Here is a 17759-nt window from a genome sequence, read left to right on the forward strand (position 1 = left end):
AAGGACTGAGCCCTGTTAAGTACAAAGCTCAGTCCTTGATGCAAACTTAAACTGTCTAAGTTTAGGGGGTCAGTTCACATTTTATATAGCGGGCTTTTATTATTTTGAAACTTTAAAGTTTTAAATACTACAAGGTTTGCGGGTTATCTGATATATGTTTTTCACGTAGTTTTTGGCGTAGTATTTTACCGACATTGCTCTTTGGTAGCTCGCTTACAAACTCGATATGACGCGGGCATTTATAGCCGGTTAAGTTATCGATAGCGAACTCTTTGATATCTTCTTTAGTTACATTATTGTCGGCAGGGACGATATAGATTTTAACCGCCTCACCTTGATGGTCATCAGGAATGCCGATGACCGCACAATCAACAATTCCTTTATAATCAAACATGACGGATTCCACTTCGTTAGGGAAAACGTTAAATCCCGAGACCAAAATCATGTCTTTTTTGCGATCAAGTAGGGTGATATAACCTTTTTCGTTCATACTAACGATATCGCCGGTACGGAAGTAACCGTCTGTCGTAAAGTCATCAATAGGATCTTTATTAAAGTAACCTGAAAAAACATTAGGTCCTTTAATACACATCTCGCCTGACTGATTAAGGCCTACCTGCTTACCGCTCTCATCTATGATAATAATATCGACGCTTGGGCCAGGAGTACCAATGGTACCGTTAAACTTACGATCAGTGACAATATTGTTGGTACCAACTGCCACACACTCGGTCATACCCCAACCTTCAACCATTGGACAGCCAGTAACCTCTAACCAACGCGCAGCGGTCTGTTCGGTCGCTGCCATACCACCTGCTTGTGAGAGACGGAGTGAGGTAAAGTCCAAGTCTTTAAAATTAGGTTGATCAAGCAACCCTTTAAACAAGGTATTGACCGCTGGGAAAATATGAAACGGTTGTTTGGATAAGGTTTTGATAAATCCAGGCATATCACGTGGGTTTGGTACCAAAATAAAGGTATAACCAGAACGCATACCAAGTAAGCTCAGCATAAAGGCAAAAATATGATACAGCGGTAGTGCCATGACCATATTGATATATACCTCATTAATTTCCGAGGTAACAGGGCGAAACCATGCTTCTGACTGCATCGCAGCAGCGACGACGTTACGCTGAGTTAATACCGCACCTTTAGATAATCCTGTCGTACCACCGGTATACTGCAAAATAGCTTTTTGTTGCAACGACGTTTTTGGTGCTTGGAACGGCAGATTTTTACCTTTTTTAAGCACGTCAGGGAATTTGGTAACGTTATATTTAGGATCATTCAGATTGTACTTCGGTACTAAGCGTTTGACCTGACGGATAACCGTATTGACCAAAATACCTTTTAGACCCATCATATCGCCCATTTTTGATAGGACAATACGTTTGATATCCGTCTCTTCGATCACTTGCTCGATTGCTTGAGCAAAGTTATCGACCACAAAAATCACTTGAGCACCTGAATCATTTAGTTGATGACGCAGCTCGCGACCGGTATACAGAGGGTTGATAGGGGTACAAATATAGCCTGCACGTAAAATACCAATCATGGTCGGTAAGTACTGTGGTACGTTTGGCATCATAAGCGCAACGACGCTGCCTTTAGGAATGCCTTGTGCTTGCAACCAAGCAGCGACGGCAAGAGAGGCTTTATCAACATCACCATAAGTATGAGTCACACCCATACAAATAGTCATCGGGTGCATACGAAAGCGGTTAAAGCACTCCTCATATAACTCTATCAGGCTCTCATACTGATCAGGATTGATGGTCTTAGGTACGTTTGCTGGGTATTGAGCAAGCCAAGGTTTATCAGTGGTCATACTTAGCGTCCTTAAATTTACGATAAGTTAAGGTTCTATAAAAAAGTAGTCACATCCCTGTCAACAACATTATCATCGCCCTAGGAGCAATGGATTGTCGAGTGTTATCCTATTTATTCACAGACTGCTAAAATACGGTGACCTTTATACAAATGTATTGAATTGCAAGATTTTTTTACGAAAAAGATATTTAACTACCAAAAATAAGTATTTAAGTAGATTAAACGGCCAGTAAAGGATTTTAATATTAAAACAAAAAATATTATCATCCAAATAAGGCCAGTCGGTTAACCTCAATCGAAGATACTATTAATATAAGTTAATAAATAATAGCGTAATATATTTTGGCAGTACATTAACATAACTACCATTTAGCTGGTTATTCTTATACAAGAACTTGTTAGTTTATAATTAAGTTTGATAAAGTAAAAGAACTGTGTTGCAAGTAAAATAAGATAAGTGGTTGTGAATATAAGATAAAAGGTTTAGAGCACAAAAAAAGCGCCCTATATCTATGATAGAGCGCTTTTTTTATAACTTTTATATTAACAAGCTATTGAGACTTTGCGTTAATTAACGTTGTGGATTGTCAGCGATATGCTTTTCACGCAGTTTTTGGCGCAGTACTTTACCGACATTACTTTTTGGCAACTCAGTCACAAACTCTATATGACGCGGGCATTTATAACCAGTCATGTTGTCTAAGGCAAACTCTTTGATTGAGTTTTTAGTAACGTTATTATCAGCAGGAATAACATAGATTTTGACTGCTTCACCTTGACGATCGTCAGGAATACCAATCACGGCGCAATCAATAATCCCTTCACAATCAAGCATGACGGACTCTACTTCGTTAGGGAAGACGTTAAAGCCTGAGACCAAAATCATGTCTTTTTTACGGTCTAATAATCTAAAGTAGCCTTTTTCATCCATGCTGACGATGTCGCCAGTACGGAAATAACCATCTTGGGTAAAGTCTTCGCTACTGTCTCTGTTCAGGTAACCTGAAGTAACGTTAGGGCCTTTAACACACATCTCACCTGCTTGGTTCACACCAACGCGATTGCCTTCATCGTCAATGATGATAACATCAACGCTTGGCACAGGAACGCCAATGGTGCCATTAAACTTACGGTCAGTAACGACGTTGGCAGTACCGACTGCCACACCTTCGGTCATACCCCAACCTTCAATCATCGCGCAGCCAGTGGTCTCAAGCCAGCGCGCTGCCGTCTGTTCGGTTGCCGCCATACCACCTGCTTGCGAGATACGTAGCGAGCTAAAATCAAGGTCTTTAAAGTTTGGATGATCAAGCAAGCCTTTAAACAAGGTGTTAACCGCTGGGAAAATATGGAACGGTTGTTTGGATAAGGTTTTGATAAATCCAGGAATATCACGTGGATTAGGTATCAATATAAAGGTATAGCCCGAACGCATGCCTAATGAGCTCAACATAAAGGCAAAAATATGATACAGCGGTAGTGCCATGACCATATTGATATAGACCTCATTAATCTCTGAGGTAATCGGGCGCGTCCAAGCTTCTGATTGCATGGCGCCTGCGACGATATTACGCTGAGATAAAATGGCGCCTTTAGATAAACCTGTTGTACCACCGGTATATTGTAAAAATGCTTTTTGATCCAAGTTCATTTTTGGCTTTTGGAAGGGCAAGTGCTTGCCTTTTTTTAGCACATCTGGAAACTTCGTTACTTCATGTTTAGGATCGTTGAGCTTATACTTGGGCACCAAGCGTTTGACCTGACGAATAATGGTATTCACTAAAATACCTTTTAGACCCATCATATCGCCCATTTTTGATAAGACAATACGTTTGATATTGGTCTCATCAATAACTTGCTCGAGTGCTTGAGCAAAATTATCAACCACAAAGATAACCTGAGCGCCTGAGTCATTTAACTGATGACGCAGCTCACGCCCAGTATACAGAGGGTTGACTGGCGTACAGACGTAACCTGCGCGCAAAATACCAATCATCGTCGGTAAGTACTGCGGCACATTTGGCATCATGAGTGCAACCACGCTGCCTTGAGGCAATCCTTGCGCCTGTAACCAAGCAGCGACCGCAAGAGACGCCTTATCAATGTCATCATAAGTATGGGTTACGCCCATACAGATACTCATTGGATGCAGACGGAAGCGATCAAAGCACTCTTCATACAGCTCCATGATGCTGCCATATCTATCTGGATCGATAGTTTTTGGTACACTCTTAGGGTATTGGGCAAGCCAAGGTTTATTCAACATCATAGTCAGCGTCCTGGAAGTTCAATTAGGTTTCTATCGTTAAGCAGTCATATCCATGTCAATAAAAAAATCAGCGCTGACTTAAAACAATTGCCGCTGAGTTTGATAACATCCTTATCTATTGACGGACCACTAAATTTTTTTACTGTTGTTCAGTTTTGATGAATGATAAAAGTGTCGGTTTTAAATGCATACAATCATCTTAAAAAATGACGCTCAATTTTAAAGCATTTTTACCCGTTACTCGCAACCAAAGGATAATGCATCGACGATATAATGATACATTTAAGCAATACATTAGCATGAATCTAAGTAAAGGCAATATTAACATGAGCGTACTGCCCAGTACATATTTAATGCTAATAAAAACATTTAACTATTATGCAAGAAAAAAATGACCAACGGTCGTTATGGTAGGACGAGCTGCTGCTTTTTATTAAAAAAACGCCGATGAATGAGTAAAGCGCTTATCGTACAGCCAAGGGTACTACTGACGCAGATTAAAAACATCGTTACAATCTGATAACGTACCGCTTGGGTAGGGTCTGCTCCAGCAAGTATTTGCCCAGTCATCATACCTGGTAGGCTGACAATACCGACAACCAGCATCGAGTTTAGGGTAGGCGTCATGCCATTAATAATAGCGGCTCGTATTTGTTTGTGTACCGCTTCAAATGGTGTGGCAGACAGGCTTAACATCATCTCTATGCGCCCTTGTTGGCCATGGAGGTTTTCGATAAGCTGGTTGCTGGTCAAGGAGATAGCGGTCAAAGAGTTGCCGAGTATTAAGCCCAATATAGGAATGATGAACTGCGGTGTATACCAAGGTTGCACCTGCAAAATCAGACTAATGGCGATGACCGTCACCAACACCGCTGATATGCTGACAGCGATTAGCGTATCGACTAATAAGCCTTTATAAGTACGTTTGACTCGATTTTTGGCAGCGCTACTTGCAATCAAGGTCATGATGGTCAAAATAATAAGGACTTCGTACCATTGTTCCCGAGCGAAAATCCATGCCAATATCAAACTGATAAAGCTCAGCTGTATCACTGTACGGATAGCAGCAATGACGAGTGTTTTGGTCAATCTTAGACGTAAGACCCATGAGACGAGCAGCACGATGATAATCAAACTGCTGGCAAGCGCAATATCAGCGTAAGTCAGTACGATTTGCATATTGTTTGTACTCATTACAGGAACTCGCTATAAAAGAAATGAATGTCAAACAAGTAAGGCTTAAACAAATAATAGTCAAATTAAGCAACATTGAGCGATTGATGGTAAGCATAGGATTTAAAAAGTGGCTTAACTTACTTTGGTTAAGATGCCTGCTTGCATATGCCAATGCTTATCTGCTAACGGCATAATATTGTGCGTGTCATGAGTCACCCATAGTAATGTTCGCTTTGGCTCACGCCGTAACCAACTGACAAGCAAGTGGACGAGTTTCGCTGAGGTATCGACATCTAAGGCCGCAGTAGGTTCATCCAATAACAGCACTTGCGGGTTTAATTGTAATAAACGCAGCGTATTGACCAGTTGCTTTTCACCACCTGACAAAGTATTAGCGTCTTGTTGTAAAAAGTCAGGGGTGCGCTCTAAATGCTCAAGCTGCTCGATATGCCAATCGATATTAAAATGCTTTTGCTGATGGGTTGCCAAGCGGTAAGGCAACTGCAGGTTATCAACCACGCTGCCTTCTAGTAATTGAGGCTGCTGCGCGAGAAGGGCGACCTGTGAGCGCCATTGCCTGAGTGCCATTTCATGAATGCTATGACGAGTATGGCTATTTTGTTCATCGCTTTGTAGCCAAACATCGCCTGTGGTCATAGGCAGTAGCCCTGCCAATACACGCAATAAAAGGGACTTACCACTGCCAGAAGCACCAGTCAAAACAGTTACTTGCCCAGCCAACAAGGTACCACTGCTGCCACTTATCAGTGCTCGTTTATTAATAGATAAAGCATCAACGCCATCGGACGCTGAGTTCTTCTGTCTTTTTGTGCGCCATCGGCGGTAAGTAGGAAACGGAGTAAAGCTTGAATGAGCAAGCGCGCTATGATTAGGGTTTGCTATCGCAGCGCCCTTGCTATATATCCAGATATCTTCAAATGCTAGCATAAAAGGCCTTATTATTTGTCTTATCAGCGCTCATAGGCCAGTCAGTTAAGTGTTTTATTGATCAGCGTGTTGTGTGATTGCTTGCTGAATGGTATCGCGCAATTTTTGCGGTACACGAATAGGACGCATGGGCGCGTTGTGATTCACAGTAGCATCAGAACCATCATTCGATATAGAAGTTGGCATGATTTGATTTTGTACACAAGCGATAACGATTTTGGTGCTGCTTAATAAGGTACTGCTTAAAAAAGCAGCGCTCGCTTGAGTGTTATCATCTGCATCCACATTTGGCGATGAGCGATGGATACTTTGATAAAATATAATGCTGGCAGGTTTGAGCTCAACCTTATCGATGCGTACATTGATAACTTCGTCTAATAGAATGGCTTTTTTGTATTGTAGGTCTGCTTGACTGACGACAAAGTGCTGAATGTCACCATCATCGGTCTGCAAAAAATACCCATTTAAACCAAGCTTGGTAAACCAGTCGCGGCGACAGTTTTCAAAAAATACTAAATGATTGGCATGATAGACTATGCCACCTGCATCAGTATGGTTAATATACACATTATAGTCAGTGGCAAATAGCGGTTTGGTTGCGCTAATGGGTGTGGTATTGGTATTTTTATTCGGGGTTGTTATCATAATAATGCTCAATAAATTTGCTTGAAAAAAGTACTTAGTAAAAGCACTTAACCAAAGCGTTTAATAAAAAACTGCTTCATTAATAATGTAAACGCACAGGTTGTGACTTCTAACAGCTACTCTATCGTAAGAAATAAGGGCGCGCAACAGATAGCCTTGCTGATGTCTGTTATCATAATCCTTTATATATTGCCGCTTTGTCTAGTTTATAGCAGCACTTTTTAACAGTAGCACTTGTTTGTAGTCACACTTTGTTTTAATTCATTAGTATAGGATAATTTATGACCCGTTTTGTCAGTTTTAATATCAATGGTATCCGCGCTCGCCAACACCAACTAGAGGCGGTACGAGAGGTAATCGACCCTGATGTGATGGGTTTGCAAGAAACTAAGGTACATGATGAGCAGTTTCCACTCGAAAATGTCGAGAGCTTGGGTTATCACGTCGAGTATTTCGGTCAAAAAGCCCATTATGGTGTCGCTCTACTGTCCAAAGTTGCCCCTATTTTTGTACAAAAAGGCTTTCCGGGTGAAGATGCGGAGGCGCAAAAACGCTTTATCCATGCGCGCTATGTGTTCAATGGCCGTGAAGTAGATGTCCTCAACGGCTATTTCCCGCAAGGAGAGAGCCAAGACCATCCGACCAAATTTCCTATGAAGCGTGCCTATTATGCAGATTTGATGACCTATATCGATACGCTAAAAGCAGAAGGGCGCTCTTTGATTATCATGGGTGATATGAATATTGCCCCAGAAGATACCGATATTGGTATCGGTGAGGTCAATGCCAAGCGCTGGCTGAAAAATAGAAAGACTTCGTTTTTACCTGAAGAGCGTGAATGGTATAGTGACTTGATGTCGCGCGAGCTGACTGATACTTATCGTCTCCATTATCCAGAGAGTACCGAATTATATAGCTGGTTTGATTATCGCAGCCGCGGCTTTAATGATGAGCCTAAACGTGGACTGCGTATCGATCACATTTTATGCACGGCAGATCTAATAGATAACTGCGTCGATGCAGGTATTAGTTATGAGCTGCGCGGTATGGAAAAACCGTCTGATCACGCGCCAATTTGGGCAGCGTTTGACTTAAACAAAGTATAATAACTTGCTTTTAATATCAGATTTTAATCACCAAGTTTTATATCTAAGACTGTAAAACTAAGAGTCTATAACTAATATTTTATAAAAGATAACTTATAACCAATAAATAATGCATCAGCATTGATGAATAAGGATTGAATGATGGCTGTCGGCAACGTTGCAGTACCCAATACGATTTATCCTATTAATGGGATTAAGCTAAGCGCCACTGCTGCAGGTGTACGCTATAAAGACCGCGATGATTTGGTGGTGATAGAAATTGCTGATAGCGCCAACACTGCGGTTGTTACTACGAAAAACACTTTTTGTGCCGCGCCCGTACGCGTCTTACGTGAACACTTCGCTAAAGCCAGTCCGCGTTATCTCGTTACCAATACGGGCAACGCCAATGCCGGTACAGGCGCTGATGGCATGCGCCGTGCGGTTGATATCTGTGCTGCCTTAGCTGCTAAAGCTGACGTGGACGTCAGTTCCGTCTTGCCATTTTCGACAGGTGTGATAGGCGAGCCACTAAACAGTGATGCTGTCATCGCAGGTTTGGACAATGCATTAGCCAATTTGGCCCCTGACAATTGGTTGGCAGCCGCGAATGGTATTCGTACGACAGATACGATTCCAAAGCTTGCCAGTGAAAAGGTGGATGTCGATGCTAGCCGTTATCATATTACGGGTATGTCAAAAGGGTCGGGAATGATACGCCCTAATATGGCCACCATGCTTGGTTATGTGGCTACGGATGCCAATATCGCCGCTGATTTACTGCAAGAAATGCTTAGCAAAATTAATGAGCAATCCTTTAACCGCATCACCGTCGATGGCGATACCTCAACCAACGATTGCTGCGTGTTGATTGCAACTGGAACGGCGAGCTCAGAGATCATTGATAGCCCAGAGCATCCACATTATCGGCCGATATTTGCTGCCTTAACCGCCGTATTTGTACGTTTGGCGCAATTGATTGTGCGAGATGGAGAAGGTGCCACTAAGTTTATGACCGTAAAAGTCACGGGCGGTAATACCACGCAAGAATGCTGCGATGTAGCATATGCCGTTGCTCATTCACCACTAGTTAAGACAGCATTTTTTGCCAGTGATGCCAACTGGGGTCGTATCTTAGCAGCGGTTGGTTATGCGGGTATTGAAGACCTTGATACAGAACAAGTCGATGTGTATCTAGACGAAGTGATGATTTGTGAAAATGGTGGCGTTGCCCCGAGTTATACGGAAGCGGCGGGCAAAGAAGTCATGAGTCGTCCTGAGATTACCATTCATATTGATTTAGCACGTGGTGATGCTCACGATACCGTTTATACCTGCGATTTATCTTACGATTACGTCAAGATAAACGCCGATTATCGTAGCTAAAAGTCATCTAGGCTTTCCTAGATTAACGCACTAAGTGTAACGTTCAACGCTATCATTATTATGCATAGTTTTGAGCGTTTTTTATGGGTAAAATAACCTTGTCTGATACGTCGTAATAAAATCATTTATTAACATCAGTTGCAAAAGCTGACGTTACTTTACAAAGCAGTCATAGAGCGTTAGGGACTGGGCGACCTATACTTACCGCAGTAAACAATAGACGGTACTGCTAATAAGAGCTGAGTGATTTTTTACAAATCAAGATATCAATTTATAGATCAACTTTGTCTCGATTTCATAGCTTGTGATTAGTGCTTGTAATTAATTAGTCTTTTAATTAGCAGTATCTTTATAAATACCTACTACCTTTTGAATAGTAATAATTGATTAAAATGAATTCAAAAGGTAATGATTAATACAAATAAACTGAGGATTTAATAATGAAAAAATTAGCAATTGCTGCATTGATGACGACTTTTGTTTTGTCAGGTTGTTCTACTATGGGTATGAATGATGAGCGTACTATGGTCGTTGAAGGCGAACCTGTGAACGTGAAAGTGGTTAATATTCCAAGCTTTAAAATAGAAATAGCGCCACTAAAAGCAGTATGTGAGCTACCAACTGCAAATGGCACTATGGTTGAATCAGAATGCCTACAATATCGTCAGACTTATCAGAAAAACTACACGCCTTTAAACGGTGATATCCAAGGCTTTACTTATGAGCCAAATTATCGCTATATTCTAGATGTGCGCCAAGAAGCGGTTATGAATGAAGCGACCAAAGTAGTTAAACCAGTTTGGATTCTAAACGAAGTGGTTTCAAAAACTGCTGAGTAACTTCTAGACATAATTAGCATTAGCTAATATTGTTAAATTAGAATAGTTAACCACTTATAAAAAAGCCTCTAATCATTAGAGGCTTTTTTTGGTGATGACTTTAAACAATGAAAATCGATGTTTATATTAACATTGACTATAATTAACACTAACGCCACGGGTGGCAGTGGGGATGCGATTGTCAGCATAAATAGCAAGCCCGCCGCGTGCGGTTTCTTTGTATTTATCAGACATATCAGCGCCTGTCTGCTTCATGGTTTCAATTGCTTTGTCTAGAGAAACAAAGTGCTGACCATTGCCGCGGCAGGCAAGACGAGCGGCGTTAATGGCCTTTACTGCGCCCATCGCATTGCGTTCGATACAAGGAACTTGTACCAAGCCGCCAATCGGGTCACAAGTCAGACCCAAATTATGCTCGATGCCAATCTCAGCGGCATTCAAACATTGGGCTGGCGAGCCGCCCATAATCTCTGCCAATGCCGAGCCTGCCATCGCACAAGCTGAACCGACTTCGCCTTGGCAGCCAACTTCCGCACCTGAGATAGAGGCGTTTTGTTTAATCAAACTACCAATAGCGGTGGCGTTTAATAAAAAATTACGGAAGCCATCTTGGTTATAATTGGATAAAAAATCACGATAATAGTGCAGTACAGCAGGAATAATACCCGCGGCACCATTGGTCGGTGCGGTGACGACTTTACCACCATTGGCATTTTCTTCATTGACGGCAAGGGCATACAAATCGACCCAATCCATCGCTGCGAGCTTATCGGTTTTGGCGATAGGCAAGTCCTTTTCAGCGCATAGTTGATTATGTAAATCGTGGGCGCGGCGTTTAACATCCAGCCCGCCCGGTAAAATGCCGCTGTTTTTACAACCTTGAGTCACGCAGTCCTGCATCACCTCCCAAATCGTATCTAAATAGCTAAAAATATCTGCTTGATTGCGGTAGTGACATTCGTTGGCGAGTACCAGCTCGCTGATACTTAACCCATGCTCACGGCACTGCTCAAGCAACTCTGCGGCATTATTAAAAGGGTAGGGAACGATATCAATCGTTGGGCTGGCATGATCCTCATCGGGATTATTGGCATCATCTTCGTTGATGACGAAACCGCCACCAACCGAATAATAAGTTTGCTGGTAATTACTGCCATCGGTCAATAACGCGCGGATGGTCAATGCATTCGGATGATAGGGCAACACGGTATCATCGTACCAATACATATCGCGCTCGCTATCGAAGTTTATGATATGTTTACCCGACAAATTGAGCTGCTTATCAGTAAAAATAGGCGCTAGATATTCGCCAGTTAAGCGGGTATCAATGGTGCTCGGCGTATGTCCAAGCAAGCCCAAATATATCGCCGTATCGGTTGCGTGCCCTTTACCGGTAGCCGCCAAAGAGCCATAAAGCTCTATTTCAATATTTTTAATCGTCGTTAATGCGGTTTGTTTAAGCAATGACGTCAAAAATAAGTTGGCAGCTATCATGGGTCCGACCGTATGAGAGCTCGATGGTCCAATACCAATTTTAAATAAGTCGAAAACACTAATCATAAAAATACCAAGAAATTGTCAGTGCATCAGCGTATGTTATAGATAGGCTTTAGGACTGGTAGGAAAAAAATAATAGATAACGCTCGCAAAAGCCTTGATGAATACAGCACGATGACAAGGTACACGATTATTTAAAGGCGTATTTCAATAGATGAGGCATTTAAATAATATTGGAAAGTTATCTATAGATGTCACTCAGTATAGGCGTACAGAGGAGCATTGAATAATAACTTTTATTTATCATAGAACTCCGTTATCATGCTCGCAGCCATTACCTGTGTAACATCCTGTAAGCTCGTCAGTGTTTATTATTTTTGATAGTTCACCGATCTATCTGTTTTCTTCTCGGCTCAATTCATAGTTGTATTTCTCACGGTTTTTTAGCTGACGAATATTATCTCAGCTCAAATAGGACAGCGCATGACAACTCCCGAACCTCATTCTGTAAAACCCAAAAATAGCAATCAAGAGGCGGCTCCTCACAATGCACTAGAAGCGGCTGGCATTGATGCAGCAGCGGTGAGCTATCCTCACAATCCAGACTTTGATAATGGTCGTTGGTTTCCAACGTGGCGTCCGTATAGCGGTGATTTGGATCGTGATCCGGTCGGTATCAATGAGTATTTGCCGCCCGCTAAGAGCGTTTTGTTAGGTGTGCAGCATACTTTTGCGATGTTTGGGGCGACGGTGCTGGCACCATTACTAATGGGCTTCGACCCTAATTTAGCCATTTTGATGTCCGGTATTTGTACGGTGATGTTTTTTATCATTACCGGCGGGCGTATGCCAAGCTATTTGGGTTCCAGCTTTGCCTTTATTGGTCCAGTGATTGCGGTGACGGCTTATGCGGGTGTGGGATTCAATGACAATTTGAATGTCGCCCTGGGCGGTATCATGGCATGCGGCATCATTTATGCCTTGATAGGTCTATTAGTAATGAAGACGGGTACAGGTTGGATTGAGCGCTTGATGCCACCTATTGTTACCGGTGCAATTGTGATGATTATTGGTCTTAATTTGGCCCCCGTCACCATTCAAGGGGTTTCCGCCAACCAGTTTGATGCATGGATGGCGACGCTGACAGTATTGCTTATCAGTGGGGTGGCTGTATTTACCCGCGGTATGCTGCGCCGTCTGTTGTTGCTTGTTGGTTTAATTTTGTCGTATATCGCCTATTTTGTCATGACCAATGTGCTTGGCTATGGCGTTCCGATTGACTTTACTGGTGTATCAGCAACGTCATGGTTTGGTCTGCCAAGTATTCATTCACCGCGTTTTGAGATGAGTGCGATTATATTAATTGCGCCTGTCGCATTTATTTTAGTGGCTGAAAACTTGGGGCATTTTAAAGCGGTCGAAGGTATGACTAAGGCGCGAGTAACGCCTTATATGGGTCGAGCATTTTTTGCTGATGGTTTAGCAACGACATTTTCGGCAGGTTTTGGTGGTACAGGGGTGACCACTTATGCAGAAAATATCGGTGTCATGGCAGTGACCAAAGTATATAGTACGACGATTTTTGTAGTAGCTGGTTTGGTTGCTATCTTGCTTGGATTATCTCCAAAGTTTGGCGCGATTATTCAGACAATACCGGCAGCTTTATTGGGAGGTGCATCTATCGTAGTGTTTGGTTTGATTGCGATTGCAGGGGCAAAAATTTGGATAGACAATCATATTGACTTTAGTAAAAACAGCAATTTAATCATTGCTGCCGTTACCGTGATTATGGGTACGGGTAATTTTAGCCTGAATCTAGGTGGTTTTGACTTGGGCGGTATTGGTACGGCTACCTTAGCCGCGATTGTGCTTAATGCCTTATTCAATAAACAAAAAGACTAACTGTTAAAAAGAGTGATGTTTTAATCATAAAATTAAAGAACTTCATATAACGAATAAAAGCCATAATCATTATTGTGGCTTTTATTCGTTATGACGCTTATTTATAAACATTGTTATTTGCTGTGTTCTTTATTTATAGTCACGTTTATAAAACCGTGAAAAAAACCGATAACGTCGTAGCGCGCGTGGTTTAGGTTTCAATGAACCTAAATAAATGGCAAACATAGTCAGCAGCGCACCACTCCATTGTAAAGTATTAATGGGTTTATCGAGCCAGCTATAATCAATCACCAAAGCGGCAATGGGCTCGGTTAATAATAGCAACCCTGTCAATGCTAATGACAACTTAGGAATAGAGTAGGCGATAAGCCCCCACGCTAAGCATTGCATCACTGTGCCATAAATCAACACCCACCCAATTTCAGACCACGTATTGGGCAGAATATGACCCATATCAAACACGAACATTGGGATAATCATTGCCACTACGCCGCCGATACTAATCAGTTGCATGAGCATAAATATCGGCGTTGGCTCAGTATCGTGGGTTTTACGGATAAAGGTCATCGACGCGGCAAGCATGGCGCCTGAAACGATACCAGTGACGAAACCCCAAGTCGCGGCAGTATTTTGCGCAAACTCAGGACTGCCTATCATTGCAACACCTAACATCGCTAGAAATAAACTGATGAGCTGCAAAATAGACTGGCGCTCATTAAAATATAAAAAACCAATGCCCGCTAAAAAGAAAATCTGCAAGCTATTAAGTAAGGTTGAGATACCAGGGCCTACCGCATAAATACTCTCGTGCCATAGTGCCAAATCGAGTCCTAAAAATGCGCCCGATAATAAACCGTAAAAAATCGCACGTTTTGAGCGCGGTAGTCGTTGCCCCGTCATTTTAGCCAATACAGCGAATACCACGCCTGAAATAGCCAGCCGCCAAAATGACATCGCCCAACCACCAATATCGACATGGGCGACAATCAAGCTGCCCAAACCAAAAATAACACAACCAATAACCAAGCCAGTAGCGGCGGAGCGTGAAGCGGCAATAGCCATGCAATATCCTTATCTCATTACTATGATACTTTTTAATGGTTTTTATCGTTGTTTGCTAAAGCGGTGACTTAAACAAGCTATATTGTCAGTGTTTTGCACTTGAAATGGAATGGTTTGATACGATTTATTTTATAATAACGGATCACACACTATGTATAAATAAAACAGTCACCTTCTTACAGTAATAGCATTGGCGCAAACGCTGTCATTTGTTACTCTACTGTCTATCTGTATTTGAAATCCGCCATGTTTTAAAATAGTGATGCTCTTCAAATACTTAACTTAGTATATTCAAATTCATATAGCCTCTATTATTTTTAGCCTAGGTTTGCTTATGCTGGTACGTTCTATATCAAAACGACAAATAGATTTCTTATCTACATTATCGCCACAACTGCCGCGTGGCAGTTGTGGCGTGCGCCTGTTTGTGATAAGCATAATAGCTGCTACGTTTTTTTTGATGTCAAATGCGCAAGCGGTCAGCTGTAAAATACCCAAAAGTTATTATAAAAATGTCGCTTGTACAGCCAGTAGCGGCTATTTCTTAGCGATAAAAGATTTTGGCGCGCCAGTTGCCTTGATTGATAAACAAGGTAAAAGTGTGGTTGATTTATCACGCTATCAAAAAGTAGATGCCGATAAAATATCGGGCGGATTGATACCGGTACTCCATAATGGTCGGGTAGGTTATGTCAATATGCAAGGTCGCGAGGCTATCCCTGCGATGTATGATATGCTCAAGGAGAGTCAAGGTTGGGCGCGTCCCGTCTCTGAAGGTCGCATCGTGGTCAAACAAAACGGTCATTATGGGGTTATCGATACCGCCAATAAGACTATTGTGCCATTTGCCGCTGCAATTAGTGATATCGATGATTATCGCGGCGGGATGACGCGCGTGCGTAAAAACCAAGCCACAAGCTGGTTGGATAAAAACGGCAAACCCACACGTGACTCGAATTCAAACAGTAAGGCTGATAGCCAAACATCGACGACAAGAGCGCCTGCTAGCAATAGTAATAATGCTAACGAAAACGCCAAGGAGATGCAGCCATTAGTGCCAGCAGGTCGTTTTACCACGCTGCACCCACGTCAACAAGATGGCAGATGGGGCTTTGTTGACGATGACAATGTCACCATGATTACTTATTCGTTTGATGAGGTGCTTCCATTTTCTGAAGGATTGGCGGGCGTGCGCATCGATAACGAATGGGGTTTTGTCAATTTAGGCGGCGAGTTGGTGATTCCTTTTCGCTTTGATAATAGCGGCGTGAGCGCGGGCGATAGTTATAAAGACCAGCCAGCATTTGTATTTATAAATGGTAAAGCATGGATTGGTAATTTAAAGAATGGCGCTAAGATGTGTATTGACAAAGAGGGCGCTGGTGTCGGTTGTGATTAACACTTATCATTTAATATTGTGGTTAAACTCGCAGGTAAAAAAAGAGTGTCAGAACGATGGATAATCTATCGCTCTGACACTCTTTTTTATGGTTTATTGATTCACAGTTCTACACTTAAAACACTATTTCTCTAACAGATGATTACTAATCAAATCGACCATATAAGGCTGATAGTATTCTGGAATATCGTGTGCCATACCTTCGATTAAATGAAATGTTGCATTGGGAATGGTCTTTGCAACCACTCGCCCTTGCGAGGCGGGTAACAGCCCGTCTGCGCTACCGTGCAGCACAATCGTCGGTGCTTTAACTTGCTTACTGTATTTGCTAATTGAGCCTGAGGCTAAAATAGCATTGAGCTGTTGTACGGTACCAAGTGGATGGAAATTACGCTGATAGCGTATCTTGGCGATGTCACGCACCATGCGCACATTGACGTGTCCTGGCGTACCAACGGTTTTCATAAACCAGACGCTATGACGCACAATATCACGCTCAGAATGGCTCTCAGGACGATTGATGAGAGTATATAGCTGCTTGGGCTTTGGCGGTTTTAAAAAGGCGCGATTAGTAGTGGTAAACATCAAAGCTAGGCGTTGTACCAAACTTGGATAACGCGCGGCGACAATCTGAGCAATCATACCGCCCATAGAAGCACCAAGTAGATGAGTTTTACTTAGGTGCAAGGCCTTGATTAAACGAGCCGTATCTTCTGCCATATCGGTTAAATTATAAGCAACCTGCGCGCCTTTATTCGACAATCCTGTTTGCAGGCGCATCATCATTTTTAACTGACTGATACGTGGTAAACCATCAATCTGTACTTTAGACGACAAGCCGATATCACGATTGTCAAAACGAATCACAAAAAAACCGGCATCGATAAAGCGCTTTATGAAGTTATTTGGCCAAAATATCATTTGTGAGCCAAGTCCCATAATCATGAGTAGAGGTGGATTATTTGGGTTGCCACCCGCCTCAACACACAGCTCGATACCGTCACCAATATCTATCATGGCTTGATGCAGATGCTCGCTTAAGTCTGAAGCATGCCAGTCATGGTCACCAAATTGCTGCCATTCAGGCGTTGGATAATTACCATTTCCTTCTGCAACCTCAGCTGTTCCCGACGTGTTAGGCGCTTCAGAGATTCCGGGCACAGCGTTAATGGGGTTTGATTCTGTCATGAAGTATCCTATTTAGACGATCGTTGGCTTAAAATTCGAGCATTTCAAAATCAAGCTTGCCAACGCCGCATTCTGGGCAAGTCCAGTCATCTGGGATGTCTTCCCATTTGGTGCCAGGAGCGATGCCTTCTTCAGGACAGCCAAGCGCTTCGTCATATATCCAACCGCAGACAATACATTCATAACGTTTCATAAATAGTCCTATCGATTATTTCCAGTATTACGATTTCCAGTGTTTCTATTACCCATATTAAATAGGTAGTTAATACATGTTTTAAGGTATTTATTAACCATAATAGGCAATATCTAGCTACTAAAAACGCCCATAGTTTAGCATATAACCGTCATTTTCATAGTTAAGTTTACACTTGTATATTGAGATTAACCAGCTTTTATCAAGTTCTTAAGCGTCACTTTAATGGTTTTAGCGATGGTAAGTTTGCCAGTTTTGCCGCCACGATAAAGTCGATTATGCTATAATCCTTGCCACTAAGTTTGCCAATTGATATATCGATTGACTCTGCCATATCATC

At 42.2% G+C, this 17759-nt stretch carries 14 protein-coding genes; 5 read left to right on the forward strand and 9 right to left on the reverse strand.

The annotated features are described in order from the left end of the window. Window positions 1-127 precede the first annotated feature (127 nt). From AC2FA3_RS02185 to AC2FA3_RS02205, 5 genes are all read right to left on the reverse strand, one after another. Window positions 128-1828: an AMP-binding protein gene (locus tag AC2FA3_RS02185; protein ID WP_490508107.1), complete on the reverse strand. Its 1701-nt coding sequence runs from the start codon at window positions 1826-1828 to the stop codon at window positions 128-130. 573 nt (window positions 1829-2401) lie between these two features. Next, window positions 2402-4099, reverse strand: coding sequence for an AMP-binding protein (locus tag AC2FA3_RS02190; RefSeq protein WP_490508108.1), 1698 nt, complete (start codon window positions 4097-4099; stop codon window positions 2402-2404). A gap of 405 nt (window positions 4100-4504) precedes the next feature. After that, entirely contained in the window at window positions 4505-5293 is a 789-nt protein-coding gene (locus tag AC2FA3_RS02195) for an ABC transporter permease (RefSeq protein ID WP_490508109.1), read from the reverse strand. A 114-nt stretch (window positions 5294-5407) separates the two neighbouring features. Next, window positions 5408-6223, reverse strand: coding sequence for an ABC transporter ATP-binding protein (locus AC2FA3_RS02200; protein ID WP_490508110.1), 816 nt, complete (start codon window positions 6221-6223; stop codon window positions 5408-5410). 54 nt (window positions 6224-6277) lie between these two features. Further along, on the reverse strand, window positions 6278-6868 hold the full coding sequence (locus tag AC2FA3_RS02205; protein WP_490508111.1) for a hotdog family protein: 591 nt from the start codon (window positions 6866-6868) through the stop codon (window positions 6278-6280). 281 nt (window positions 6869-7149) lie between these two features. Here AC2FA3_RS02205 and xthA point away from each other — a divergent pair, with 281 nt between their 5' ends. From xthA to AC2FA3_RS02220, 3 genes are all read left to right on the forward strand, one after another. Further along, a complete protein-coding gene (gene xthA / locus AC2FA3_RS02210; protein ID WP_149490046.1) occupies window positions 7150-7974 on the forward strand; it encodes an exodeoxyribonuclease III in 825 nt (274 codons plus the stop codon). A 141-nt stretch (window positions 7975-8115) separates the two neighbouring features. Further along, window positions 8116-9339, forward strand: a complete 1224-nt coding sequence (gene argJ, locus AC2FA3_RS02215) for a bifunctional glutamate N-acetyltransferase/amino-acid acetyltransferase ArgJ (RefSeq protein ID WP_490508112.1) — start codon at window positions 8116-8118, stop codon at window positions 9337-9339. A 440-nt stretch (window positions 9340-9779) separates the two neighbouring features. Further along, window positions 9780-10178, forward strand: coding sequence for a DUF4377 domain-containing protein (locus AC2FA3_RS02220; protein ID WP_201543008.1), 399 nt, complete (start codon window positions 9780-9782; stop codon window positions 10176-10178). Between the two features lie 126 nt (window positions 10179-10304). On the opposite strand, the gene AC2FA3_RS02225 is transcribed toward AC2FA3_RS02220, so the two are convergent. Beyond that, window positions 10305-11738: an L-serine ammonia-lyase gene (locus tag AC2FA3_RS02225; protein WP_490508113.1), complete on the reverse strand. Its 1434-nt coding sequence runs from the start codon at window positions 11736-11738 to the stop codon at window positions 10305-10307. 420 nt (window positions 11739-12158) lie between these two features. Between AC2FA3_RS02225 and AC2FA3_RS02230 the strand changes: the two genes are divergently transcribed. Then, window positions 12159-13577 carry a solute carrier family 23 protein gene (locus tag AC2FA3_RS02230; RefSeq protein WP_490508114.1) on the forward strand — a complete coding sequence of 473 codons (1419 nt, stop codon included), beginning with the start codon at window positions 12159-12161 and terminating at the stop codon, window positions 13575-13577. A gap of 129 nt (window positions 13578-13706) precedes the next feature. Here AC2FA3_RS02230 and AC2FA3_RS02235 read toward each other — a convergent pair whose 3' ends face one another. Further along, window positions 13707-14639 carry a DMT family transporter gene (locus tag AC2FA3_RS02235; RefSeq protein WP_490508115.1) on the reverse strand — a complete coding sequence of 311 codons (933 nt, stop codon included), beginning with the start codon at window positions 14637-14639 and terminating at the stop codon, window positions 13707-13709. Between the two features lie 334 nt (window positions 14640-14973). On the opposite strand from AC2FA3_RS02235, the gene AC2FA3_RS02240 reads away from it, so the two are divergent. Beyond that, a complete protein-coding gene (locus AC2FA3_RS02240; RefSeq protein ID WP_490508116.1) occupies window positions 14974-16038 on the forward strand; it encodes a WG repeat-containing protein in 1065 nt (354 codons plus the stop codon). A gap of 123 nt (window positions 16039-16161) precedes the next feature. Here AC2FA3_RS02240 and AC2FA3_RS02245 read toward each other — a convergent pair whose 3' ends face one another. Both AC2FA3_RS02245 and rubA read right to left on the reverse strand, forming a co-directional pair. Next, window positions 16162-17226 (reverse strand): alpha/beta fold hydrolase, encoded by a 1065-nt coding sequence (locus tag AC2FA3_RS02245; protein ID WP_490508117.1) that lies wholly within the window; start codon window positions 17224-17226, stop codon window positions 16162-16164. Window positions 17227-17254: 28 nt separating this feature from the next. Then, window positions 17255-17419, reverse strand: a complete 165-nt coding sequence (gene rubA / locus AC2FA3_RS02250; protein WP_201609864.1) for a rubredoxin RubA — start codon at window positions 17417-17419, stop codon at window positions 17255-17257. Window positions 17420-17759 lie beyond the last annotated feature (340 nt).

The sequence above is a fragment of the Janibacter sp. CoH_79_TC_3 genome, assembly GCF_058197955.1.